The organism is Nonomuraea sp. CX421, from assembly GCF_059358955.1.
In genome coordinates this window covers 14,217-37,581 of sequence record NZ_JCADBK010000030.1, presented here as the reverse complement: position 1 = coordinate 37,581, position 23,365 = coordinate 14,217, and the positions used below count along the sequence as shown (strand labels likewise).

The following is a 23,365-nucleotide window of genomic DNA, read 5'->3' as shown; positions in this document are numbered from 1 at the left end:
GTGCGACACCTCATGCCGTCCGACCCCCCAGACCTGCCCGTTGACCGCCCCTACGACGGCTACGAAGGCCCGAGCGCATTCGCTGACGTCGGCGACGGCTACCCCGTCGAGCTCGGCCCAGACCAGCAGGATTCCGCCCCCGGCTCGCCCGCCGACGATGGAGACGCCGATACACCTCCCACACCGGTCAACACGCGCCGCCTGCACCCCCTGCCATCACCGGCACCAGCCAGAGACGACGACTGGGACGAGTTCGAACCGGCCCGCACCGACTGGCGCAAGATCATCCCTTTGGTAGTCACCCTGGCCGCAGCCATCGGTATCGGCGTCTGGCTGGCCATCATCCCGACGGGACAGCAGGTCACCGAACCCGAAGAACCTTCCCCGTACGCGCAGCGCACGTCACCGACACGCCAGCCACCGCCCATCACCGCCGAGCCCCGTCCCAGACCGACTCTCACCTCGGCATTGCCCCGTAGGACCGCCTCCACCAAGCCGCACGCATCCCCCAGCCCGTCGGCCAAGACGCCCGAAAGGCGGGCATCCGCCGAGCCCACCGTGACCGCCACCAAGACGGTGCGCACCACGACCACGCCCACCCGCACTCGTGCTCGTACGCCCCGACACGGTGGGCCGGAAGAGCCTCCTCAGTCGCCCATCTGCCTGACCTGGGCCGAATGCCACGACGGACCTCCGCAGGGAAACCGATGACTACTGGGTCCGCCGACAACGCCTGGCAGCAGTCACTGCAAGCAGGGCCGCTCATCACCGCGGCCGCCGTCCTACTGGCCGCATCGGCGGCCACCGTAGCCGTCCACCGCCTGCGTAATCCCCGCCGACGCCACGGGCTGGCGCTCTGGTGGCGGCTACGCTTGCGGCTGTACCCAGGCGCGGGCTTCGCTCGTCGCCTGGAGCTCTACCTGCACTACGGGCTGCCCGCCGCCCGCAAGGTCGCCCGCCACGCACGCCCTTCCCTGCGCGGCTGGTGGAAGCGCCACCTGGTCCCGCACCGCGAGATCGCCCTGTTCCTCGGCTGGGCGCAAGGCTGGATCTTCCGCATGCGCACCTACGCCACCTTCGAGGACGGTGTGCTGTGCCTAGCCCCGCAGAAAGAGGGCAAGACCGCCCACCTCGCTGGGCGCATCCTGGACGCGCCGGGCGCGGTGATCGTCACGAGCATCCGCGACGACATCGTCGGGCTGACCGCGGGTCTACGGGGCGAGCACCGGCGCGTCCACCTGTTCAACCCTGATGGGTTCGGCACCTGGGCCTCCACCGTCCGCTGGTCGCCCGTCGACGGCTGCCAAGACCAGGCCACCGCCCTCCGGCGAGCCGCGCACATGGTCGCCGCGGCGGAAACAGGCGGCGTGTCCGATGAGGGATTCTGGACCAACCAAGCGGCCATGGTGCTGGCCTCCCTCATGCACGCCGCCGCCCTCGAACGGCTGACGATGGAGCAGGTCTACGCCTGGGCGCTGGACGAAGATCCCACCCCGCTGAAGATCCTCGCCCGGCCCCGGCCGGGGCTCGACACCGACCGCGCCGCCGCCCTGGTGCGCCGCTACCACACCCTGCACGTCCGTACGCGCGACAGCATCTTCCTGACGCTGCGGCAGGTCCTGCGCTGCATGGACGACCCGGCTATCGCCCGGATGATCTGTCCTACCCCCGGCGAGGGCCTTGACCTGGACGATCTGCTGCGCCGCCGCGAAACTCTGTACTTGATCGCCGGCGATGACGTGACCCCGGCTATCCCCGTGCTGTTCACCACGCTGGTGGCCGAGATCCACCACCGCGCCCGCCAGCTCGCCTCCCGCCGCCCCGGCCGTCGGATGGACCCGCCCGTGCTCTTCGTCCTGGACGAGGCGCCCGAGGTGTGCCCGATCCCGAGGCTGCCCGGCTGGCTGGCCACCGCCGCCGGCTCCGGCCTGGTCTTCGTCGTCGCGGGCCAGTCCCATGCGCAGTTCCGTCAGAAATGGGGTCCGGAAGGGGCCAGGACCATCTGGAACAACGCCAAGGCCAAGATGCTGTTCGGCGCCACCTCCGACCCGGAGGACCTGAAGACGATGTCCGAATTGTGCGGCGAGATCGCGCTGCCGTACTGGGAGAACTCGGTCGACGGCTCGGGCAGGCGGCTGCGCACCCGCCGCTGGGAGAACGTCCCCGTGCTGCCGCCCGAGCAGGCTCGCAGGCTTCCCACCTGGCGTGCCCTGGTCCTGCGCCGCAACGCCACGCCGACCATCGTCCGTATCGAGCAGATCTGGAAGCGCGCCGACTACAAGCGCTGGCGCAAGAACGGCGAGGTGCCCCTGCCACCTCTGAAACCGTCGGCGCCTACCCTGGCGTCTTCCAGCAGCCCTCTCGAACTGCCCGCCACCAGGCGTGGCCCTCGTCTTGCCCGGCCCTGGCACGTCCGCCACGCCGATCCGGACGACGACCGCCAGTGACCGGCCATCGTGACGACGGCGGAGACAGCGCCCGTCCCGAGATCATCACCGGCCTGGCCGCCGAGTTGGAAGAGCTCGCCCACACCGTCGCCCAGCTGAAGGCGTCCTCCAGCCGGCCCAAGCCCTCCAGCGGCAAGCCATCGCCTGGAAGCGCCCCGCGCCCCTGGTGCTGGCCCCGCATGCCGCACGAGGAGAAGGCCGATCGCCTGGCCGAGCTGGCGGACTGGGTCCGCGACGTGCTGTTCGCCTGGCCGGACGCGCAGCGGGCCATCCTCAGCTGCTGGCCACGCCACTGGGACGTCATCGAAGAGCTCTCCATGCTGTACTGCGCCTGGCGAACCGCGTACACCTGGGACGGCGCCACCTCGAGCGACGCCGCCTACTACCTCGACCGGGTCCGGCCCAGCACCGTCGAACGCCTCCAGATCCGGATGCGGCCCTGCGGCCAGAGCCACCAACCGGACGGCCCTCCACGCGATGACGCCGACACCGTCGACCGCACCATCACCGAGCTGAGACTGCTGTAGCACCCGCGGACGAGGGCGAGACTTGTCGGTCGCCATCCGTACCCTGAAGGGTCCTGTCGGCGACGCCGAGGAGGACTTTGCGATGCCGCGTCCATATTCATCCGCCGGCGCGTCCGCCCGTGCCCGCTACCACGCCCTCTGGACTGCGGGCCGCCCCCGCCGGCTGCTGGTCCGCCTGGCCGTCGCGATCACCGCCGGTGGGCTGGTGGCGTGGATGAGCACCGTCTGGCTGGGACTGATAACCGCCGTTCTCGCTTCACTGATCACCATGGTCCATCAGTTCCGTACGCACTCGCCGGCGGCAGCCTGGCGCAAGGGTGCGGCGGGAGAACGCGCCACGGCCCGCCACCTGCGCAAACTCGAGTTGACCGGCTACACCGTGCTACACGACCTGGCAGTGCCGCGCAGCAACGCGAACATCGACCATCTGGTCATCGGGCCGACCGGCGTGTTCGTCATCGACTCCAAGAAGTGGCACCGTCGCACCACCGTGCGAGCGGCCGCAGGGACGCTGTGGATCGGCCGGACGCCGCTCGACAAGGTGGTGCGTCCGGTCCACTTCGAGGCCCGCCGGGCGAGCGAGGTACTCAGCCAAGCAGCGGGGCGACGCGTCCAGGTCGCGGCGGTCATCTCGGTACACGGCTCCCGCCTGCCTCGCCACCGGGTCATCACCAATCGTGGAGCGACTCTGCTACGGGCGGCACGCCTCGTCGGTTGGATCACTCGTCGCCCTCACCTCTATGACGCAGCCGAGGTTTCGGTGCTGAGCAGGGCTGCCAGCACGCTCCTGCCGCCTTACGCTCAGACCTCAGACGGACCTGACCGACGGGAGTCTCTCGGCGGCTGAACGGTATAGGACCACGACAGGCTCCGGATGAGCAGCCGATTGAGTCACTACTGATGGCCAGGCATTGATCGACGTCTGTGACGGTTCACCCCCACGGGCGTGGGGACTGTGAACGGACACGAGGTTTTCCTGATGGGCGGCCAACCTGATCCAGGTTGGCGGCGGTCAAAACTCCTGCTGGGTGGCCAGGTAGCTTCCTGGCGGGTGGCTTTCGTGGGTGAGAAGTAGGTCCGCTCGCCGGTCGGTTCCGGGGCGGGCCCCTTCGGGCGAAATCGATGTCACCGCGTTTCGGAACCGCTTGTCCGATGCCAGTGAGATTGTCGTTGCTCCCGTCGCGGAACCTATGGGGCGGTCAACGCCGTTTCGATCAGCACGTCGTTTCGCTCCAACCACGCCTCCCGCCGCTTGATCTGATCGCCGACGCCCTCCTGCCACATCCGCGCCCAACCCCCGCCCTGCGCCTCGGCGATCTGCTTCATCGAGAACCACGCCCGCCTTGATCGCAGTACGGCCACCTCGACGAGCCGGGAACGATCCGTATCCGACATCCCGTAGGCGTCAGCGAGGATCCGGCAGCGGCGCGGCGCATCGACGTTCTGCAGCAGCGGATCGGCGTCGACGGGATCACCCAGCGGAGCCCAATAGAGCATTGCGTTGCACACCTCGTCGACCCTGGATACCGGCTTGGCCATGTCGAAGTCGATGAGCGCAGCGGCCTCGCCGTCCCGGAACACGATGTTGTCAGGCGTGAAGTCCATGTGCCCGACCAGTTCGGCCGGATAGGGCGGTGCGGGCGGCATGTCCGGCTGCTCGGTGAGTTCCGTGAGCCCCGAGAAAGGCCGGACCCCTTCAGGGAGGACGAAACCGGCGGCCGCGTCGTCGTAGGCCCGGACGAGGCGGCCGACCGAAGCCAACCGCTCCTCGTCGGCGATCCAGGCAGGCCTCGGCCGTCCGGCGACCTCGCCAGCGACGAACGTCAGCACCTCACGTCCGGCCGCGTCAATGCCGAGAAATCTCGGAGCACCCGCGAACCCGACCACCTCCAGGTGGCGGAGCAAGGCATGGACGAGCGGAGCGTTGAAGCCGACCGGACGCCGCACTGTGTCGCCGACGCGCACGACGCCCTCGGTGACGTCACCGCCGACCAGCGCGATCTCGGGTTCGGATTCAGCAGGTTCGACGTAGGTGGCGGAGCTCATTGCGGTTCCCCTCTTCAATCCGGCCAAGTGTTAGACCGTACTGCGGCACATGGGCATGATCGAGTGATTTCCTTGACCATCTACCAGGATTTCCGATGGCCGCCGGCCAGGAAGCGCATGGCCATCAGCCCGGACTCATATGGCCGCCGACCAGGAGAAATCCCGGTGGACGGCCAGTACCACCTTGCCGATTCTCGCCCGGACTGAGTGCTCAGCTGGCTACTACGCTGAGGAGATCACCCCAGCCCGCGAGCGCGGACCGACTGTTGCTCCCGGGTAAACCGGTCGATGTCCAAGCGCACGCCGGTCATCGCTTCCACGGTCGCCAGCGCGGTCTCCCACTCAGGGTATGGAGCGGAGGGTGTCACACCGGCCTGGTCGTCGGCCCTCTTCTGGTCGGCAAGAGCGCGCAGCGCGCCCAGGTAGGAATCCAGCGCACGAGGGTTCTGGCCGGCGCACCCTGAAGACTCGGGATACAAGGTGTCCAGCTCGGTGACAAGCTGCCCATCGGCGGCGTAGAACAACCTGTTCGCAGCGTTGATCAGCCACCAGACACCCCACGCCTGCGCGTTCTCGGTCAGGCGAACCCATATTTCAGGATCACTGGGATAGGCGCACTGCGTCAGCACGATCACACCATGGTCGCTCTGTTCCAGCACGACATGCTCCCCCAGTTCCAGCACCGTGCGGGGAACCGCCGTGTCGGGGTCGGCGCCCAGCCGGCGGGCTACATCGGCGACCGTGAGGGACACATCTCGCCCGCGCACCACCATCCAGAACATCGCGCTGGTGCTGCCATCCTGCACCCGTTCCAGATCCTTCACCAGTTGTATGTAGTAGTCGATCATCTCGCCCGCGACCGGACTCATGCGCTTCCTCCTCGATAAGCGGAGACGACAGGGTAGCGATCGATCACGACGTTTTCCGATCACGAGGAGGACCCCAGCCCGGCGACCAATCGCCGCAAGGCATCGGCTGTGGCATCAAACTCGGATCTGGCCCACATCGGCGGCCCAACGGAAGCCGGTGGGCGATGCTCGATGCCGTGAGGCCGACGAAGGAGGCCTTGCGGCATCGAGCATCGCCCTGACCATCGGCGGCGGCACGCTGTCGTCTGCGATCGTCACGGCCTTGCCAGGCTCCTCCTTGGGTTGGTTCCGCTCAAGCACGGTGGCCATGGGCCCTCAGAAGTGTTGGCCGCCCACCAGGAGAATTCCTGGCCGTGTACCAGGATGCTCGTGGCCACCCACCAGGAGAACCTCATGTCCGTCCACAGGGACCACGGGCACGGGCACGAACTCGCTCATGCGGATGCCGGTTCACCCCCACGGGCGTGGGGACGGGCGATGGGGACCTGCCCCTGTCACCGCCGGCACCGGTTCACCCCCACGCCCGTGGGGGTGAACCGGCAGATCTCCAGTCTCCACGTCCCGTCCCCACGCCCGTGGGGGTGAACCTATGATGCCGAGCGCACGGCCGCGCTTGATGGCCCCGTCCCCACGCCCGTGGGGGCATGCTCCGTGACCTGGCACTATGTGGCCGTCTGACCCTGATTTTAGGCACTTTCGCAGCGGTTGCCAGGGGGACAGCGGCAGTCGATACCCCTCTGCGCTGGAGGCCCCGATATTTTCTCGGCCTGCCTATCTCCCGTGCCCCTGATCGCGGCTCCCTCCTTCACGATCGAGCAATCGGGACTGCTCGGTCTGCTCCCGTTCAACCCGGTGCTCATTACGCGACTGGTCCGTACCTCGCTCGAAGCGGGCTTGTACAAGTTCGACGTACTCCACGCGCACAGCCTGTTCGATGTCGCGCCGCTCAGGCGACATTTCGGCACGTCGGACGACCTCCTGCTGAACAACAGTGCGCTCCTGCTGAAGAAGTGCACGATTCCTGCGAGCGGCCTCCGCTCGCTGCACGGCATCATTGATGTCCTGAGTGCGAGCACCGCGTTGAGCGGTGGCGAAGTCGCGATTCAGGTCGTCATAGCGACGCCGCACCAGCGGCCACGCGGCCCTTGGCGGTGCCTGTTCAGCCGCTTGCTGAGCATCCCTTTGTAGCTGCGTCATGTTTTCGACGAGGACGTGATGACGCTGCTGCAGTTGGGCTTGCCGTTCCCGTATGCCTCCCAGCTCAGTCTCCAACTCGCGACGGCGCGCCCGACCCCATAGCGCATCGAGCTCGCCGGTGAGGTCGTGTTCACGCTGACGTAGTTCGTTGAGCTCTCGGTTGTCCTCCATCGCGCCAACAGCCTGATGCGCTCGCTCAGCAGTCGAAGACGCCGCCTCGATCCGGTGGATCTGCTCGGTCAAGTGGTCGCGCTTGGCGATCAATCGAAGCTCGAAGGGCCCACCTCCGGCTTCGGCGTAGCTCTGCCTGTCCTGCTCGGCCGTCCGGGCTTCGGCCTCCGCAGCGGAGATCTTCCGGCCCAGCTCGTCAAGGCGCTCCTCGAGTTCGACGTCCGGCAGCAACCCGACCCCGTACTCCGACTGAGCCAAGGCCAGCGCAGCGGCCGCCCGGCGCACAGCCATCCGGGCTTCCTGCTCGGCATCACGCGACCGTTCGTCAGTAGCAGACCTCCGGATGATGCCGACATCGTGAAGCACCTCTCGATCGGTCTTGCGCTCCGCATCCCGGCGGCGGCTGATGTCATGCTCCAACGCACTCGCCGCGTGCGGGGCGAGTGGCTCAGGCTCGGGCGTAAGGAGCTTGTCGGTACGGTCGCCCCGCAAGGTGGCGGCATAGGCCACCATCGCCCGCTGCAGTTCGTCCGCCTCTCCCCTGACCTCGCCGTGACGCGCCCGGTCCGCCTCGGTTTCCAGCAGCTCCAGCGGCAGGTACAGGCGCGCGGTGGCGCGGTCGCGGGCCATCGCCGAATACAGGGTGTGCGGATCCAGGCCCATGCCGTAGACCAGGGCGTGCTCGGCAGTAAGGCCCTGCGCGGCGGCCACCGTCAGGGCGGTGCCGTACGACAGGCCGCCCTCGGCGATGTAGCGGGGGCTGATCCACTCGTTGACCAGGGAAGGCCCGTCCGGGCCGGTGTGACGCCACTCGACCTGCACCCGGCCGCGCTCGTCGACGGCAGCCACCCTGCCGCGGTATCCGTTGAGCACGTTGAGTTCGCCCTCGCCGCGCCGCACCCGATAGTCGTTGCGCCGTACTCGCACGTGGTCGCCGACCGCCAGGGTGACGCTGCGACCGCCGGCGATCCGATAGGTGCGCTCCGGCCCAGTGATCTCGCCGAGTTCGCGCCGTACCGCTCGAGCTGCCAGGTTGAGCCGTTCGACGGCTTCATTGGTGCCGGCCAGTACGAGCACCCCGGCGAGCTCGTCGTGCATCGCCTCGCGACTGCCCACGAGATAGGGCACCCTGGCCGCCGCCCAGTCGGCGATGAGCTGAGCCATGGTGTCATCAGCGCCGCGCCCGGAACGCACCCGCCCGCCCTGGCTCCACACGTCCAAGGCCTCCTGCCGCTGGTGGGCCCGCCACAGCTCCAGCGCCTTGCGTTCCAGCGGATCCCGCTGGCGGCGGTTCTCCCGCAGGGTCAATCCGCCGATCTGGCGATGCACCGCGCCGAAGCCACCGCCGACGCCCACCGCGCGCAGCTGCAGCGGATCGCCCACGAGCACGACCTTGGTACCGGTGCGTTCGGCCTCCTCCAGCAGCACGGCCAGCTCGCGATCATCCACCATCGCGCCCTCGTCGACCACCAGCACGTCGACCCCGCGCAGTCCCGGCCGGTCGGGATCACGGATGCGTCGTAGCCAGCCAGCGATGGTGTGCGAGGCGATGCCGGACTCGGCGGTGAGGTTCGCTGCCGCCACCGCGGCGGTGGCCGCGCCGCGCACCACCATGCCGCGCGCCTCGAACGCGGTCTTGACGGCCGCCATGAGCGTGGTCTTGCCCGCGCCGGCCACACCGATGACCGCCTCTACACCGTGCCCGCCGGTCAGCACCCGATCCAAGGCGCCGCGCTGTTCGGCCGAAAGTTCCACGGCGTTGCCGACCTGGAAGGCGTCGACGGCCATGCGCACGGTCTGACCGTCGAGCACCGCTACACCGCTGTCGTATCTACGCCGCACACTGGCCAAGATCGCGTTCTCGGCGGCCAGGACATCCTGGGAGGTGAAACGTTCCGCGTTGCTCAGGTGGCTCGCCCCGGACTCGGGCAGTTCCACTGCGGGCGCCTTCTGCAGGACCTCGTCGGTGAGCGCCTCGACCTCGGCCACATCCGCCACTCCGTCGGGCAGCGCGTCGATGACCGCGGCCAGCACGTCAGCGCGGGTGACCACCTTGCGATGCGCGGTCAGACCACCCTCAGCGCGCCAGATCCATGCGGCGATCTGCTCCGCTCCCGGCCGTGGGGGTAGCCCAGCGCCCTCCCGGGAGCCTTGCACCAGCGCGTCCGCGTCGATACCGTCGGTCGCCAACTGTCGGCGCCAGTCGGCACGCAGGTCCACTTCGTCGACATCGTCCTGCTTGCGCTGGCGGCTCTCCGCCGAAGCCACTTTGCGGGCCTCGCGCGAGGCCTCGTCATAGGGTTTGCCCAGCCGCGCCAGCAACGCCTTTACCTGGCCGTCCCGCTTGGAGAACAGGACGCGTACCCGCTCCGGGATGGCCGAGATCTCCCACGCGCCGGTGTGCTGATCCCGGCTCCAGGCAATGCCGTACCGCTCGGTCAGCACCCGGCGGATGCGCGCCTTGAGGAGAGCGTCAGCGGCGTGCGCATGCCGGTGGACGTCTCGCCCGCCGGCGCCGATCGCCGACCACCGGCCGTCGTCGCGACCGCGTACCATGTTCGCGATCGTCACGTGTGCGTGCAGATGCGGGTCGGGTGCCGCTCCGTCCACCGGCCGGGCGGTACGGTGCCACATCACCCACCCGAGCAGGCCGGTCGACTCCGCCCTCTCAGCCAACTGGCCGTCGCCCTGGTGACCGCGAAGGCCATAGGCGGCCCAGCCCTCCACGGCGGTGACGGTCTCGACCACCGCGTCAGCGAACACCGCCTCCAGCTCAGCGGCGAACTCCCGCCCGGCCAACCCGTACAGCACCGACATGCTCTTGGTGACGTCCAGGGTCAGGTCGTAGCCGCGGTTGCCGATGCGTACTCGGGCCTTGCGCCAGCGGCGTGCGGTGTCCAGTTCGTCAGCCGTGTACGCCTGCTCCGGATCGATACCCGCGGCACGGGCGACTTGCTCGATGTCGGTGACGGTCATGAGATGCGCCTCGCCCTGCCGGGCGATACCGCGTGCCATGCGAGCCACTCGCCTGGCCACCGCGGGACGGTCGGATAACAGCGTCTGGACCGTGGCGCCCTGCTCGGCCGCAGCCGCTTCCATGGCCGCCAAAAGCGGTGCGGCGGACAACTTGGCTCGCGGGTCGATCACGTGCTTGGCGGGCACCAGGACCTCGCCGCTCCAGGGATGTACGCCGTCCATCAGGGCGCGCGCGGTCCCGTACTGGTCGGAGGTGAGCCGGGTCTGAGGGACGATGCCGAACTCGCACAGGCCCTGGCCGATCCACATCAGCCCGCGTTCGTCGGCCGGCCGGTAGGCGATCCGTTCGTGCGGTTGCCCCGGCAGGCCCTGAGCCCGGTCATCATCGCGATGCGCACCGCACCCGGCACCGTCCTGCAGCCGGTACTCCACCTGCTCCATGGAGGGTCCGATCACGCTCACCCAAGCCAACGCGATCCACCTCCTTCGTGTCCGTTCCCCTTGAGGATTGCGACCGCCCGAAGAGCTGAGCCGCCGTATGCAAGGTCAAGGTGAACAGCCGTCAGTCTGTTCGTTCGGACTTACTCTTCATTTCGGTGTCGCCCCTGCCGAGCCGGGTTCAGGAGGGTCGGCGGCCGACAGGAGAGGGCCCGTGATGGTCATGATTCCCAGCCGGGGTGAGACCGGTTCGGATGGCCGGACCAGTTCGATCAACTCAGCTGTCGGGCGTGCGCGGGCCCCGATCGCGGCAACGTAGTCACGGGCTTGGGTCATGTTCAGGCTGGGAGCACGTCGCCGGAGGAGGCGAATGGCGGCGCCCCGCCCCTCCCGTGCCAGCGCCTCACGAACTTCGATCGCGAACGGGGTGTCACGATGAAGGTCGTTCTCGACAGAATCGATGGGTTTGATGCGCCGCTCATACTCGTCTTCCCAGAGCCCGGTGACGTAGTCGGTAACCGGAATGAGGTGGATGCTGCCGTCATCGCGGTCAACTAGATAGGGACCGTTGCCAACAAGCAGATCGCTGGCGTTGCCGCTGCGGAGGTATGCCTGGGACTGATAGCTGACGATCCAGCCGAATGGGTGGTCGATCACTTGAGCGATCGCAAGGGAGAGCACGTGGCCGTCATTCACGCACTCGCACTCCTCGGCACGGAGCAGCTCTTCGATCAAGCGTACGGCGTCCTCTCTATCGATCATCGGCCCGTTCTTCTCCTGTTAGATCCGTCCTGGTGCAGGACCAATCCGGACGTTCGCCGGCCGTTCACAGGGCAGGCCCGAACGTCGCAAAGCACATTCGGACACGACACCCTTGGCCGCCAACACGGCTACGAATAGGACGTGTCTTCATAGATACCTTGGTCCATTCCGGCTATCGATCTTGATAAGAGTGTGACAAATAGTAAGAGATGCGACAAGAGAGGTATCGCGTCAAATGACACAGCGCTCTACCTTCTGCACCGTAAGAGAGCCAAACCCCTACCACTTGGAAAAGGAAGGGAAGGGCCACACCGGCTACGCCGAGGCACATTCGGGTCGGCGAGTAGTGACGAAGGTGCCCTGCGGGATCAACGTACGGCGGCGCATGTTTCAAGCGGCCCGCCCCTCCGAGGCCCGCCGCGGTACGGCGACCAGCCGGTCCGGCCTACTTCTCGCACCTGCACCGGAGCGTCTGCCCGCGCCAGGCTCGCCCGGCGCGGGCAGGGCACTTCTTTAGAACGGGGCCGCGAGGCCGGAGCCGCGGCAGTGCGCGCACTGGTTACTGCCGCCGGGGGCCGCGTTGCGCAGGGTGGTCAGCTCCATGGTGATCAGGTGGTGAAGCCGCATGGTCTCGCTGACCTGCAGCGGCATGATGTAGCGGCGCTCACGCTCCGGCCGTTCGACGATCAGGACCGCCTCGACGTCGGGGGCGAAGCTGGCCGGGTAGGTCTGCACCAGCTGAATGAGGGCCAGGCCGAGTTGATCGATGATCGCCAGGTCGGCTGCGCCGACCGGAGTGGGCCGGGGCAGGCGGTGGCCCTGCCAGGCGCGCAGGAGAAAGGTGATCAGCTGGCGCAACCTGCGTCCGGGGGTGATTCGGCGAGGCTGGTCAGGGGTGGTGTCCGGGGTCATAGCCGCTCCCTTGTTGTGCGGGACGCCCTCAGCTGGGTGCCCGTCTGTGTTCCGACGGAGGAAGTGAGCGCAGGCGTGGAGGGCGGGAGCGCAATCCCCGGCGGCCGGGCCCGGCCAAGATGTTTTGCGCCAGCAAAAGATCTGTGGGCGGGCGGGGTGAGCGCAGCGAAAGCCGGGGTTGTGCGGAAGTCCGGTGCCTGCGAGCTTCGACCGGAGCGGAACACCACGGGCTGACAGCGGCGCGGCACCGCGCGACATCCCGGGATGCGGCGGGCCTGGTCACGTACCTCGGGTGGATCGTCGGATCCTCGACCGCGTAGGACATGCCCGCTAGACTCAGTCGCGGCCGAGCACTTCGCCTTCCGTCCGGAGGTCCCGGCATGGACGGCGGGCAGGCGCAGATTATTGAGCGGGGCGTGCTGACCGCCTGGGACGAGTCGTGGGACGTGGCGGTATGCCAGGCCGAGGTGATCGGCCGGCTAGGCTGCCGAGCCGCGGGTGGGATTGGCCGCTGCGGATGCGGTGGCGTCCGAACTGGGGATCTCGCGGTGTCAGGTGTACGTGCTGCTGGGCCGGTGGCGTGCGGGTGAGGCGTCGTGTCGGACCTGCTTCCCCGGCGCTCGAGCCGCCCTCCTGCACCAGATCTGGGACGCCGCGGATCTGCCGTTCCGGGCCGGCCTGTCCTTCTGGCGGCCGTACGAGCGGCTGAGCCCGCCCCCGGCAGGAAGCGATGTTGCACGCGGCGGCCACCGCAGTGCAACTGGCCGCAGACGGGAGGAGAGCGTCGCGAGATCGCAGAAGACGCGAACTCGCGACGGTGCGATATCCATCTCGAGCAGAGCGGGACTTTATGCGAGTGGGAACGGGTACGTGATCATGTGATCCATGTCGATCCCCCGGGACCCGCCCGCACCCACACCACCGCAAGAGTCCAGACGTTCACGAATCGCTCGCCGGATCGGCTGCCTGGCCTTGCCGATAATGCCGCTCCTGCTGCTCGCGGCGATCGTCATGGCGCCGGTGTGGATCAATGACCACCGGCTGGCGCGCATGGTGGACCGCATCCAGGAGTATCCGCTGCCGCCCGGAACGGACTTCGGGTACTTCGCCCTGCAGGTCGAGGTGAGCGGTGACTCCGGCGACTGCTGGTACACCATCCGCTTCGAACTCTCCACCGACCGGCCTATCCAAGAGGTGCTGAACCATTATCGCCAGGCGAAGATCGAGGACCCCGACGGAGACCTCGGCGACTACGAGGTCGTGGGCTGGACGCCATTCGACGAGCCCGGCACCCGCGTGGATGGCACCTCTGCCACAAACTCAGTGATCATCGACCTGGACGGGATGTACGACGACACCTGGACGGACATGCGCTGCTGGTGACGCGGCGGGGCCGCTCGCGCGCTGAGGCGTATGACCGGAAACGCGCCTTCATAAATCGGCCAGGGCATCTCCCGCCTCCTTCTTTCCCGACCCCGAGCCCGGCCGTTTCGCCCCCTCCCAACGTGTCCGTTAGAGGAACCTCAACCGGACATCAGGGTGCGCGGCCGCGGAGATCATCGAAGCGCAGCTCGGCACGCCGCCCTAACGTCTCAGATAGGTAGTCCGCAAAAATGTCCGGTGATGGGGGCTAAACGGTACGGTAGTCGGGTGGGAGAACTCATCGGCTACGCCAGATGCTCGACCGTCGCCCAAGACCTCACCGCCCAGCGCGAAATCCTTGCTTCCCTCGGCGTCGCCGACGACCGCATCTACCTCGACAAGGGACTCACCGGCACCAACCGCGAACGGCCCGGACTCGACCAAGCCCTGGCAGCCGTCCGCTCCGGCGACACGCTGGTAGTGCCCAAGCTCGACCGGCTCGCCCGCTCCGTCCCCGACGCCCGCGACATCGGCGACACCCTGGTCACCCACGGGGTGCGGCTGTCGCTCGGCGGCAGCGTCTACGACCCATCCGACCCGATGTCGAAGCTGTTCTTCAACATGCTGGCCGTCTTCGCCGAATTCGAGGCCGACCTGCTCAAGATGCGCACCCGTGAGGGCATGGCCATAGCCCGCTCACGCGGCCGGCTCAAGGGCCGAGCCCCCAAGCTGACCACACGGCAGCAGGCCGAACTGGTCCGCATGCACGCCACCGGCGACTACACCATCGCCGACCTGATGGAGGTGTTCGCTGTCGGCCGCGCCACCGTCTACCGGGTGCTGGAGCGGATGCGGAACACGACCAGATGAGCTTCGGCACCTTCGCCCGCCAGGTGCGCGACCCCGCCCTGCCTCACCAGCGTCGGGTATCTGCGCTTCGCTCGTGCGTACAGCTCTATCGGCCGATCGGCTTCGAGGCGACCCTGAGTTTCCTGCACGCCAAAGCCGGGCCGTTCAGCACCGAGGAGGCCGCCCTGCTGAGGGCCCTGGCCATGCTGGAGGCCAGCCGCTCGGCCTGGCAGGAGGCCAAGCGTGCCTACGCGGCCGCCCGACGAGAGGCCAAGCAGCGCGGTCAGCGAAGCCCCCACCCCAACGACATCAATCCGTACGCCCCCCGGCACTGGTATGGAGCGCGCCGGGAGGCAGCGCTGCATGCCGTGTCCTTCTGGCACCGGCGACGGCTGTCGATCCTGCTCACCGACGACGACAAGCTCGCGCACAACCTTCGTGCATGCGTGCAGACATGCCTCGATACGGAGGGTCATCTACCCCCCGGGCAACGCCGGCTGCTGGCCGACTGCATCGACCAGCTCGATGCCCGCCTCCAACCCGCGCTCTACCACGACGACCCAGCGGAATACTTCCGCACCCGCGACCTGCTGACCGTGGCCCGACACCTTAAGGCAGCTACGTCGCCTCTGTAGTGCTGCCCATCTGACCAGCGACGCGCGACCCGAGGGTGAGCTCACTTGCACGGAGCCGTGCTCCCTCGGGCCCCACTGGTCAGCGCCTCCATGCTCGACGGCGGCAGGCGGCCCACCTGGGTGTGCACACGACTTCAGACATCCGTGCAGAGGGCTTCGGAAATCGACACCCGGATCCCAAGATCAACCCCGCCAAGATGTCCAAAAAACATGTCGAAAAGTCGGAGTGTCCAACAACTCCGACGGCACCGTTTCTCATACTATGGCGCGGTGACGATCATCCCACCCGCCGCCGAGGATGCCGAAAACCTCGCTGCCGATCTCGTCGTCGAGGATCCTCTGGCCTCCGTGCCCGCGAAGGCGACCGGCGCCCTCATCGGCTACGCCCGGGTCAGCACCGCCGGCCAACTCCTGGACCGCCAGATCACCGCGCTCCAGGCCGTCGGTTGCATGCGGATCTTCTCCGACAAGAAGTCCGGCAAGAACGCCGAACGCGAAGAACTGTGGAAGGCACTGGACTACCTTCGCGAAGGGGACACCCTCGTGGTGCCCTCCCTGGATCGGCTCGGCCGCTCCCTGCAAGATCTCATTTCCATCGTCGCTGGACTGCGCAAGCGCGGTATCGGCTTCCGCTCCCTGCACGAGGCGCTGGACACCACCACACCCGGCGGTCGGCTGGTCTTCCACGTCTTCGCCGCGCTGGCCGAGTTCATCCGCGAACTCATCGTCGAGGGCACCCGCGAGGGCCTGGAGGCCGCCCGGATGCGCGGTCAGCGCCTGGGCCGCCCGCCCGCGATGACCCCCGAGCAGATCCGCCACGCCCGCGACCTGCTCACCCACCCGGGCAACAGCGTCTCCAGCATCGCCCGGCTCCTCGGCGTCAGCCGCTCCACCATCTATAAATACGTGCCCGAGCTCACCACCGGCGACCGGCCCGCCCTGACCGAGTCCGCGGATCGAGGCCAGCTGCCGAAGCGCGTCTTCGACCAGTGACCTCATGCCCCCTTTGAAGGAGAATCTGTGTCCCCCTCCATGTCGCAGGTACGCCTGCAGGCCGAGCACGACGGCCACCGCTACGAGCTGACCCTGACCGTCGATGACGACCGGCTGCACATCGAGATGCGCGGGAACGACGCCGACGGCCAACTGCTGGTCGACTGGCAAACCGCGCAGCCCGTCCCCGCGGCCGACGTGCCGGTGCTCGCCCAGCTACTGACCGGCGGCATGGCCGCACTATCCGGTAACCGGCCGGCACCAACGCTGCAGGAGCGGCGGCGCACGCACAGCAACTCGCACCGGCCCTGGACGGCCGAGGACGACCAGCGGCTCAAGGACCTCGCCGCAGCTACTGGCGCCACCATCCGAGATTTGGCACAGGCCTTCGGCCGCAGCCGCAGCGCCATCCGCTCCCGGCTGGAGCGGCTCGGCGTAGAGCTGAGCGCGTGAGCTGAGCGCGTGAGCTGAGGCGAAACGGAGACGCAGCGCCAGCGGAGCCGACGTGCAGCCGAAGTGAACGCGCCGCGCACGGGGTCGGCCGCAGGCCGATCGCTTACGACGCGAGCGCAGCGAGCGCCCCGTGTGCGGAAAGGCTGGCTCCCGCACCCGCTACGGCGAGGTACCACCGGGTCGGCCAGTAGTGACGACGGCGCCCGCCGGCCGGGGTACGGCGGCGCGCGTTTCAAGCGGCCGGCCTCAAGGGGCGGGCTGTGCTCTGGACTGAGGAGCGAGGGAGCGAAGCGACTGAGTGACGAGGGAAGAGCGCAGCCTCTGCGCCCCGCAACAGGCCGGCCGCGGTACGGTGGCCAGCCCGTCCGGATAATCCCTGTGTTCGGCCCTCGGTGTCCACCTTCCCGACGAGGTTGCCGAGGAGGTCAGCGCCCCCGATCTGCCCCATGGAAGGGGTCGCACCGGCCACCGGCGTGAGGGCGTCAGGCAGCCTGGGCTCGCCGGCGTAGCTCGGCCAGCGGCAGCGGATACGTCACGCCGGACCGTCGTTGCTTGAGGATGGCGACGTCGCCGAGTTCGGCGCGCAGCCGGTTCTCTTCATGCTCAGCGTGCAGGAAGCGGTCGGGATGCGTGCGCAACTGGTGAAGCCATTGCCGCTGTCCGGCCCGTACGCAGCTCCCACCGCAGTTGTTGTGCCGGTAGCCCTCGGCGTACAGGCGGGGCGGCTCGATACCCAGGGCGCGGGCGGCGTCGAGCATCTGGTCCTTGGTCAGGAAGGGCGGCTCGGCCATCGGGAAGCGAACCCGCCAGGGTGACCAGCCCCGCCGGATGCCGGGGATGCGGTGCGTTTCGGACCAGTCGATGCCGATGTAGACGATGGCGGTCCGCGGGTCGGCGTGGGTGGTGAGCCAGTCGCGGCAGGGCTTCTGCTTGAGCCAGTACGAGCAGGGGGCGATCCTGGCGTTGCCCAGGAAACGGACGTCGCGGAACACCTCGAACGGGGTGCGGCCGTCGCTGACCACGGTGAGGTCGACGCCGAGCTGGTCGGAGGCGTCCCGGTTGAACCGGTACAGGTCGTCGTCCTCGACCAGCGTGTTGGCGAACAGCAGAGTCAACCGGTCGGTCCCGTGCTCGGCGGCTACACGCTGGGCGGCGGCCCAGCTGCCGATGCCGCCGGAGAACTGGACCACGTGGCGCGTCATGCCGGGTCGGTTTCGCTGGCGGGCGACGTCCACCGTGGCCAGGACACGAGCTTGCCCTCCGCGATGGCCCGCTGACACAGCCGGATACAGCCTGGGCACAGGGCTTCGCGCTGCACGAAGGGATCATCTCGGTGCGCTGGGTTGCCGTCCGGGTCGACGGGGGTTCCGGTGGCCCGGTGGATCAGGACGGAGAGAGCGGTCTCGGGATCGATGATGAGCGGCTGCAGCCCGCAGCGGCAGCAGGAGGTGAGCAGAAGCTGGTGGCCCTCGAACGGGAGCGGTTCGTACTCGCCGAACTCGTAACCGCTCACAGCTCGGCCCATCCGTCCGACTTGCGCTGGATGTGACGCACTCCGGTTTCGTCGCGGACCTTGAGCAGGGCGCCCTCTTCCCGTATGGCCAGCACCAGGGCGGGACCTCGGCCGGGAAGGGAGACGATCTCACCGGATGTCACGGGACAATCAGGGGTGGGCAGCGTCGGGGGCTGGTCGAACACCAAGTCGAGTTCGCGGTCGTCGATGTCCTGGGTCAGCAGGCGGGCCAGTTCGGCGGTCACGTGCAGCAGGGTGGCCCGCAGGTCCGCGCGGGGGTCGTTGAGTTCGGAGCCGACATAGCTCAGCAGTTCGGTCAGGTCGGCGCGTGCCGACGTCGACATCATCGGGACGTTCTCCATGTCGGTGTGGGGCCGCCCTGCCACCGGGGAGAGGGAGGCCGGTGGCAGGGCGGAGCGAGAGGGGACGGGGGATCACCGGGGCCCGCCCGGAGAGCTGGGCGGGCCCCGGCCAGGGGTTAGAAGTCCGGCTGGTCACCGGCCGCACCGGCGGCGGCCATGGCGGGGACACCTTCGGCGGGGGCCTCCTGGCCCTCGGTGGGCATGCCGTCCCACGGGTTCTCCTGGGGCGGGGTGTTGGGCCGGTTACGCCGGACCTTGGTGACCTTGGCGGTGGCGTGGCGCAGCGACGGGCCGATCTCGTCGACCTCGACCTCGTAGACGGTGCGCTTGTCGCCTTCCTTCGTCTCGTAAGACCGCTGCCGGAGCCGGCCCTGGAGGATGACGCGCATGCCACGGGTGAGGCTCTCGGCGGCGTTCTCGCCCGGCTGCCGCCACACGTTGCAGGTCAGGAAGAGGCTGTCGCCGTCCTTCCACTCGTTGGACTGGCGGTCCATGAACCGCGGGGTGGACGCGACGCGGAATCGGGCCACCGCCTGACCGGTCGGGGTGAAGCGCAACTCGGGGTCGTCGACGAGGTTGCCGACGATGGTGATGACGGTGTCGCCTGCGGCCATGGTGTCCTCCAAGGGGAGTAGTGAGGTGAAACGGGACGGGTCCGAAACAGGGGCCGTGGAAGGTGGCGGAGGCCGGAGCCCCCGCCACCGGCGCGGGGCGGGCTAGAAGGGGATGTCGCGGTCGGCGACCGTGGACTCGCGGTAGGCCTCGACGGCCTCGCTCACGCACCCCAGGCAGATCCGGCCACCGGCGAGGGTCTTGTAGCTGTGCTCGAAGCTGACCTCGTCGCCGCAGCGGGTGCAGGCGGTGATGTCGGTGCGGTAGAGGGGGGTGTCGAGGGTGAGGCTCATTGCTGGCTCCCTTCCGTACGGTGCCCCTGCTGGGCGGCCGTTCCGTGTTTCGGTGAGGGAGGACACGTAGGCGGAAGAGACGGAAGGCAACCCAGGCGGCCCTGTCCGGCCAAGATGTTTTGGCGCCCGGTTCTGCTTTTGCGTCAAAAGATCTTGGCCGGGCGGGGTGAGCGCAGCGAAAGCCTGGGTTGCCTGGAGGAACGTGCCTGCGAGGCTGACTGATCCGAAATGCGGGGCGGGTGCCCAGCAGGGACTTACGGCAGGGTGGGGCGGCCATGAGCCTCGCCTCAGCCGCACGCGTACGCTGCCACCTCCGCGACGAAGCCCGCTACGGCGAGAACCCGCCTCGCGCCCGGCGACCCGCATGGCATCCGCTCATGGGGGGCGCAACCCGTTCAGCAGGCGGCCTCAGGCGGTTCTGCTGCGGCCGAGAGTGGTGGGGCCCCTTGGGGGCTCCACCACCGCCTTCGCGTCAGCCGTGAGACTCGAGATAGACGGCCAGCAGCCACTGCAACGGCCTCAACCATCCGGCGTGCGGGGTACCCATGGCCGCGTCGATCTCCTCGATGGTCGGCAACTGGGCGCTGAGCCGGGGCGCGGGCAGATGGCGGCTCAGCGCATGCCCGACGAGATGGGCCATCGAGTAGGAGGGTGCCACCGCCAAGGCCGTGGCCACCGCGCGGCGTGCCAGGCCGACCTCGCCGTTGAGCCAGGCGGAGACGGCCAGCAACGATCCGACGGGAGCCAGGAAGGGATCGTCCACGTGCCGGGCCAGGTCGACCAGCATCGCGGTCAGGGCGGCCGCTGTAGCCGGGTCGGTCTCCAGGGTCAGCCAGGCTTCGTCGCGGATGCGGATGATCTGCAGGTCGAAGGCGAGTCGGACCGCAGTGACGTCGTCCAGGGTCTTGCCCTCGCGATACAGGGCGATCGCCTGACGCAGCCGGGCCAGGCCGTCTTCGACGATCTGACCCACCGGTGGTTCCGCCGGGGAAAGGAGCTGAGCCGACAACTCGGTGGCGCCTCGGACAGTCAGGCGTCGACGGTGCTCAGCACCGTCATATGGGGTGGGTAGGTGCATGGAATGCCTGGTAGAAGGCATGGGGGTGTTCCCTTCCAGAAGAGGCGGATCAACTGATGAAGCGCTACCTGCTCGACGGCGAGGCGCGGTAGGTGTGTTGCCCACCCCGGCTGTGAAGCTGGCCAGGGTGGCGCGGATGCCCGCCCCGATGAGCGTCATGGCGGTCGACGACGGCCCGGACACCTGGCACTTCCTTGGCGGTTACTCCCGAGGGTCACGGTCGTTCTGGGCTGCGGCGCCTGCCTCATCCGGGGTACGGCTGAAGACCAGATCGTCGGCTCTGGCGATTGCGGCTTGGCTCTGGCCGAGGAACCAGACGCGTTGCTGGCCGGTCGCGCTGATGGTGTCGATGCGGGCCAGGACGGGCATCCACCCGCCGTCTGTGTCGGCGGCGAGGTGGACGTGCCAGCCCGGCTCGATGGTCCGGGCTGGCCGGTAGTCACCGGTCATGGCGAGACCGGGTGGTGGCCGAGGCCGAGCGTGGCGCCCAGCTTGGGGCCGAGCTCCAGCGCTGCGTGCACGGCGGGCAGGTTGCGGCGCTGCCAGCCTTCCAGCGCCACCGGCAGGTCGGCTCCGTAGCGCAGGTGCTGCCTCAGCGTGGCCGCCAGGGAGGTGGCCTGCTCGATGCCGTTGTTGGCGCCGCGGGCGGTGTTGGGCCGGACCGGGGCCAGCGCGTCGCCCAAGAGGACGGCGTGGGCGTGGCGGCCGATCGGGTAGATCATGCGCTCGGGTGGCGCGATGTCGACGATGGGGGCGGCGGTCCAGCTGGGGGTGGCCTCGATGATCGCGGTCGCCTGGCTGGGCAGTAGCTGCCGGGCGTGGTCGGTGATGTGCCGGCGCACCTGGGGAGTGATCTGGTGGGGCAGGACGTAGGTGCGGCGGACGGGGTCGGCGTCCAGCAGGGTGCGGAACTCCTGCTCGGAGTGGTTGATGTAGAAGGTCCAGTCGGTGACGACGGCGCCGTCGCGCTGCAGGATCGGGAACAGGTGCAAGCCTGCGCCGGGGAGTTCCAGCCTGGTGTAGTCGTGGAGGTCCGGCAGGACGGTCGGCGACTGGCCGCGCCAGGCGACGTAGCCGCCGTAGCGGAGTTTGCGGCCTGGGTCGAGCAGGCGGCGGCCGGTCGAGCGGCGGCCGTCAGCGAAGACGACCAGGTCGGCGCTGAGCGGGTCGGCGTCGGCGATCTGCAGCTGGGCGCGACCGTCGACGTCGGTGGCCAGGCCTTGGACGCGGCTGCCCAGGCGCAGCCACCCCTCGGGGAGGCGCTGCAGCAGCGCGGTGTTGATCAGGTGCCAGGCGGTGGAGCGGCCCGGGTAGAAGGTGTGGGTGTGGCCCGCGTCGCAACGGTCGGCGACCTTGACCGCGACCACGCGCTCGCTGGTGAAGGGGACGAACTCGTGCTGCGGGACGCCTACGGAGTCCAGGACGTCCAGGGCGGCGTTCTCCAGGCCGATGACGCCGCCGGCCTGCGCGTGCAGGTGAGGGGAGGCGTCCAGGACGGTGACGTTGGTGAGGCCGGCCTGGCGGAGTAATAAGGCCAGGGTGGGGCCGGTGATGGAGGCGCCGACGATGGCGATCGAGGGCTCTCCGTCGGCCGTGGGCGAGGCGGTGTGAGGGTGGGCGAGCGGAATCATGGCAGCTCCTGAGGCGTGTGACTGACGGGGCTGCCGGAAGAGGAAGGCTCGGCGTTGGCCCGGGAGCCGCGGCGGCGGGGACTTCCCCTTCCGGCGGCGGCCGTCAGCGGCGCGGGAAGCTGTCCGCGCAACCGCCCGTGTCTGGGCTGGTCAAGATGTTTTGCGTCAGCAAAAGATCTGTGGCCAGGCCAGACCTCGCCCCCTCAGAGCCCCTCAACGCGGGGCGAGAGGGCGGTTGAGCGGGCGGCGCCCCGTGACGCAGGCTGTGAAGCCGGAAGGGAAAGGCCCGCCCGTCCTGGCCCGTCGCCGAACGCCGAACCGGCTCGGCGAGGCGGGTACCGCGCCACCGCATCCAGGACCGCGGCATGCTCTCTGGAGCAGCACCAGCCTCCGGGCCGCCACGGGTGGGCGGCGATCTCGGCGGCGGGGGGTGCCGTCGGCCACCAGATCAGCCGGCCGGACTCACCTCGGCCCACCGAGCCCAGAACCCCGGCCGGTGCTTCTCCGCTGCGATGAACGGCGCGGCCACGAAGAACTCCTCAGCGGTGGGCGGGCTGGAGCCGCGCCGTTTGCGCCAGGCCCGCCGCACCCTCTTCTGCTCGGCCAGCTCACAGGAGGTGCCAAGCTGGAGAACGGCGGCTTCCATGGCGCTGCGAGTACCGGTCCGGACGGCGACGATGCGGCGCGGCACCTGCCGGGGGCTGATGATCGCGCGCTGCACCTGATACAGCGCCCAGGTGATGCGGTCGAGTCGTGCCTCGTGCTCGGCCAGCACAGCCGCCAGGGCAGAGCGGTCGGCCATCAGGTCTCGCAGCAGGATGCCGACCCGATCACGCCTGTCCATGCCGGCCAGGCCCTGGGTCGGGTTCAGCCTGAACGCGATCTCTTCCAAGGCCAGCGGCAGGGCCCCTTCGGCCGGGAAGGTCTCGAACCGGTCGAGGGTGCGGGCCTGCCCGGTCGGGCCGGTGAGGGCGAACGGGCAGAACGAGCAGGCGCTTTTGTTCCAGATGCGGCCGGTCCTGGCCTGGATGCCGGCCAGACAAGCGGCCCGGTCAAGCCCCTGGTCCGCGAGGGGATACCAGCCGCAGCGCAGCTCGGTGTCGTACTGCTTGTCCCTGGCGATCCGCCGCGCCTCGCTGACCTCGTACCCGACCAGGTGCAGGTAGCGGCGGCCGCGCGTGACGAGGTCCTCGCGAGCCTCGTCGAGCGGGACGCCTTTGGAACGCTGCACTGTTGACT

General features: G+C 68.8%; 23 protein-coding genes. 9 read left to right on the top strand and 14 right to left on the bottom strand.

Annotation, left to right across the window (positions count from 1 at the left end):
* Positions 1 to 12 precede the first annotated feature (12 nt).
* The 4 genes from AC5L3X_RS34440 to AC5L3X_RS34425 are packed head-to-tail and all read left to right on the top strand — an operon-like array spanning position 13 to position 3,821.
* Positions 13 to 711 carry a hypothetical protein gene (locus AC5L3X_RS34440; protein WP_494862644.1) on the top strand — a complete coding sequence of 233 codons (699 nt, stop codon included), beginning with the start codon at positions 13 to 15 and terminating at the stop codon, positions 709 to 711.
* Positions 708 to 2,447 carry a type IV secretory system conjugative DNA transfer family protein gene (locus tag AC5L3X_RS34435; protein ID WP_494862642.1) on the top strand — a complete coding sequence of 580 codons (1,740 nt, stop codon included), beginning with the start codon at positions 708 to 710 and terminating at the stop codon, positions 2,445 to 2,447. The genes AC5L3X_RS34440 and AC5L3X_RS34435 overlap by 4 nt, the downstream gene beginning before the upstream one ends.
* Positions 2,444 to 2,974 (top strand): hypothetical protein, encoded by a 531-nt coding sequence (locus AC5L3X_RS34430; protein WP_494862640.1) that lies wholly within the window; start codon positions 2,444 to 2,446, stop codon positions 2,972 to 2,974. Before AC5L3X_RS34435 ends, AC5L3X_RS34430 begins: the two co-directional genes overlap by 4 nt.
* A gap of 22 nt (positions 2,975 to 2,996) precedes the next feature.
* Positions 2,997 to 3,821 carry a nuclease-related domain-containing protein gene (locus AC5L3X_RS34425; protein ID WP_494862638.1) on the top strand — a complete coding sequence of 275 codons (825 nt, stop codon included), beginning with the start codon at positions 2,997 to 2,999 and terminating at the stop codon, positions 3,819 to 3,821.
* Positions 3,822 to 4,162: 341 nt separating this feature from the next.
* On the opposite strand, the gene AC5L3X_RS34420 is transcribed toward AC5L3X_RS34425, so the two are convergent.
* From AC5L3X_RS34420 to AC5L3X_RS34400, 5 genes are all read right to left on the bottom strand, one after another.
* On the bottom strand, positions 4,163 to 5,020 hold the full coding sequence (locus AC5L3X_RS34420) for a phosphotransferase (RefSeq protein ID WP_494862636.1): 858 nt from the start codon (positions 5,018 to 5,020) through the stop codon (positions 4,163 to 4,165).
* Between the two features lie 236 nt (positions 5,021 to 5,256).
* Positions 5,257 to 5,889 carry a hypothetical protein gene (locus AC5L3X_RS34415; protein ID WP_494862634.1) on the bottom strand — a complete coding sequence of 211 codons (633 nt, stop codon included), beginning with the start codon at positions 5,887 to 5,889 and terminating at the stop codon, positions 5,257 to 5,259.
* A gap of 771 nt (positions 5,890 to 6,660) precedes the next feature.
* On the bottom strand, positions 6,661 to 10,674 hold the full coding sequence (gene mobF, locus AC5L3X_RS34410; RefSeq protein ID WP_494862632.1) for a MobF family relaxase: 4,014 nt from the start codon (positions 10,672 to 10,674) through the stop codon (positions 6,661 to 6,663).
* 147 nt (positions 10,675 to 10,821) lie between these two features.
* Entirely contained in the window at positions 10,822 to 11,406 is a 585-nt protein-coding gene (locus AC5L3X_RS34405; RefSeq protein WP_494862630.1) for a YrhB domain-containing protein, read from the bottom strand.
* 540 nt (positions 11,407 to 11,946) lie between these two features.
* Positions 11,947 to 12,345 (bottom strand): hypothetical protein, encoded by a 399-nt coding sequence (locus tag AC5L3X_RS34400; RefSeq protein ID WP_494862628.1) that lies wholly within the window; start codon positions 12,343 to 12,345, stop codon positions 11,947 to 11,949.
* 981 nt (positions 12,346 to 13,326) lie between these two features.
* Between AC5L3X_RS34400 and AC5L3X_RS34395 the strand changes: the two genes are divergently transcribed.
* The 5 genes from AC5L3X_RS34395 (at position 13,327) to AC5L3X_RS34375 (ending at position 16,637) form a co-directional block, all read left to right on the top strand.
* Positions 13,327 to 13,728 (top strand): hypothetical protein, encoded by a 402-nt coding sequence (locus AC5L3X_RS34395; RefSeq protein WP_189128511.1) that lies wholly within the window; start codon positions 13,327 to 13,329, stop codon positions 13,726 to 13,728.
* 267 nt (positions 13,729 to 13,995) lie between these two features.
* A complete protein-coding gene (locus AC5L3X_RS34390; RefSeq protein ID WP_494862626.1) occupies positions 13,996 to 14,577 on the top strand; it encodes a recombinase family protein in 582 nt (193 codons plus the stop codon).
* Positions 14,574 to 15,191, top strand: coding sequence for a hypothetical protein (locus AC5L3X_RS34385; RefSeq protein ID WP_494862624.1), 618 nt, complete (start codon positions 14,574 to 14,576; stop codon positions 15,189 to 15,191). The genes AC5L3X_RS34390 and AC5L3X_RS34385 overlap by 4 nt, the downstream gene beginning before the upstream one ends.
* A gap of 270 nt (positions 15,192 to 15,461) precedes the next feature.
* Positions 15,462 to 16,184, top strand: coding sequence for a recombinase family protein (locus AC5L3X_RS34380; RefSeq protein WP_494862622.1), 723 nt, complete (start codon positions 15,462 to 15,464; stop codon positions 16,182 to 16,184).
* Between the two features lie 27 nt (positions 16,185 to 16,211).
* Positions 16,212 to 16,637 carry a hypothetical protein gene (locus tag AC5L3X_RS34375; protein ID WP_494862621.1) on the top strand — a complete coding sequence of 142 codons (426 nt, stop codon included), beginning with the start codon at positions 16,212 to 16,214 and terminating at the stop codon, positions 16,635 to 16,637.
* Positions 16,638 to 17,119: 482 nt separating this feature from the next.
* Here the strand turns inward: AC5L3X_RS34375 and AC5L3X_RS34370 are convergent, their stop codons facing one another.
* From AC5L3X_RS34370 to AC5L3X_RS34330, 9 genes are all read right to left on the bottom strand, one after another.
* Positions 17,120 to 17,839, bottom strand: coding sequence for a hypothetical protein (locus tag AC5L3X_RS34370; protein ID WP_494862619.1), 720 nt, complete (start codon positions 17,837 to 17,839; stop codon positions 17,120 to 17,122).
* Positions 17,836 to 18,150, bottom strand: coding sequence for a hypothetical protein (locus AC5L3X_RS34365; RefSeq protein ID WP_494862617.1), 315 nt, complete (start codon positions 18,148 to 18,150; stop codon positions 17,836 to 17,838). The genes AC5L3X_RS34370 and AC5L3X_RS34365 overlap by 4 nt, the downstream gene beginning before the upstream one ends.
* Complete coding sequence (locus tag AC5L3X_RS34360) at positions 18,147 to 18,536, bottom strand: hypothetical protein (protein WP_494862615.1); 390 nt, start codon at positions 18,534 to 18,536, stop codon at positions 18,147 to 18,149. The genes AC5L3X_RS34365 and AC5L3X_RS34360 overlap by 4 nt, the downstream gene beginning before the upstream one ends.
* A 92-nt stretch (positions 18,537 to 18,628) precedes the next feature.
* Entirely contained in the window at positions 18,629 to 19,126 is a 498-nt protein-coding gene (locus tag AC5L3X_RS34355; protein ID WP_494862613.1) for a single-stranded DNA-binding protein, read from the bottom strand.
* A 102-nt stretch (positions 19,127 to 19,228) separates the two neighbouring features.
* Positions 19,229 to 19,417: a hypothetical protein gene (locus AC5L3X_RS34350; protein WP_494862611.1), complete on the bottom strand. Its 189-nt coding sequence runs from the start codon at positions 19,415 to 19,417 to the stop codon at positions 19,229 to 19,231.
* A 472-nt stretch (positions 19,418 to 19,889) separates the two neighbouring features.
* Positions 19,890 to 20,495 (bottom strand): DUF4192 family protein, encoded by a 606-nt coding sequence (locus AC5L3X_RS34345; RefSeq protein WP_494862609.1) that lies wholly within the window; start codon positions 20,493 to 20,495, stop codon positions 19,890 to 19,892.
* Positions 20,496 to 20,696: 201 nt separating this feature from the next.
* Complete coding sequence (locus AC5L3X_RS34340; protein WP_494862607.1) at positions 20,697 to 20,945, bottom strand: hypothetical protein; 249 nt, start codon at positions 20,943 to 20,945, stop codon at positions 20,697 to 20,699.
* Positions 20,942 to 22,126, bottom strand: coding sequence for an FAD-dependent monooxygenase (locus AC5L3X_RS34335; RefSeq protein WP_494862605.1), 1,185 nt, complete (start codon positions 22,124 to 22,126; stop codon positions 20,942 to 20,944). Before AC5L3X_RS34335 ends, AC5L3X_RS34340 begins: the two co-directional genes overlap by 4 nt.
* A 448-nt stretch (positions 22,127 to 22,574) precedes the next feature.
* The gene (locus AC5L3X_RS34330; protein ID WP_494862603.1) at positions 22,575 to 23,357 is read right to left on the bottom strand and encodes a hypothetical protein; all 783 of its coding nucleotides are present in this window, start codon (positions 23,355 to 23,357) and stop codon (positions 22,575 to 22,577) included.
* Positions 23,358 to 23,365 lie beyond the last annotated feature (8 nt).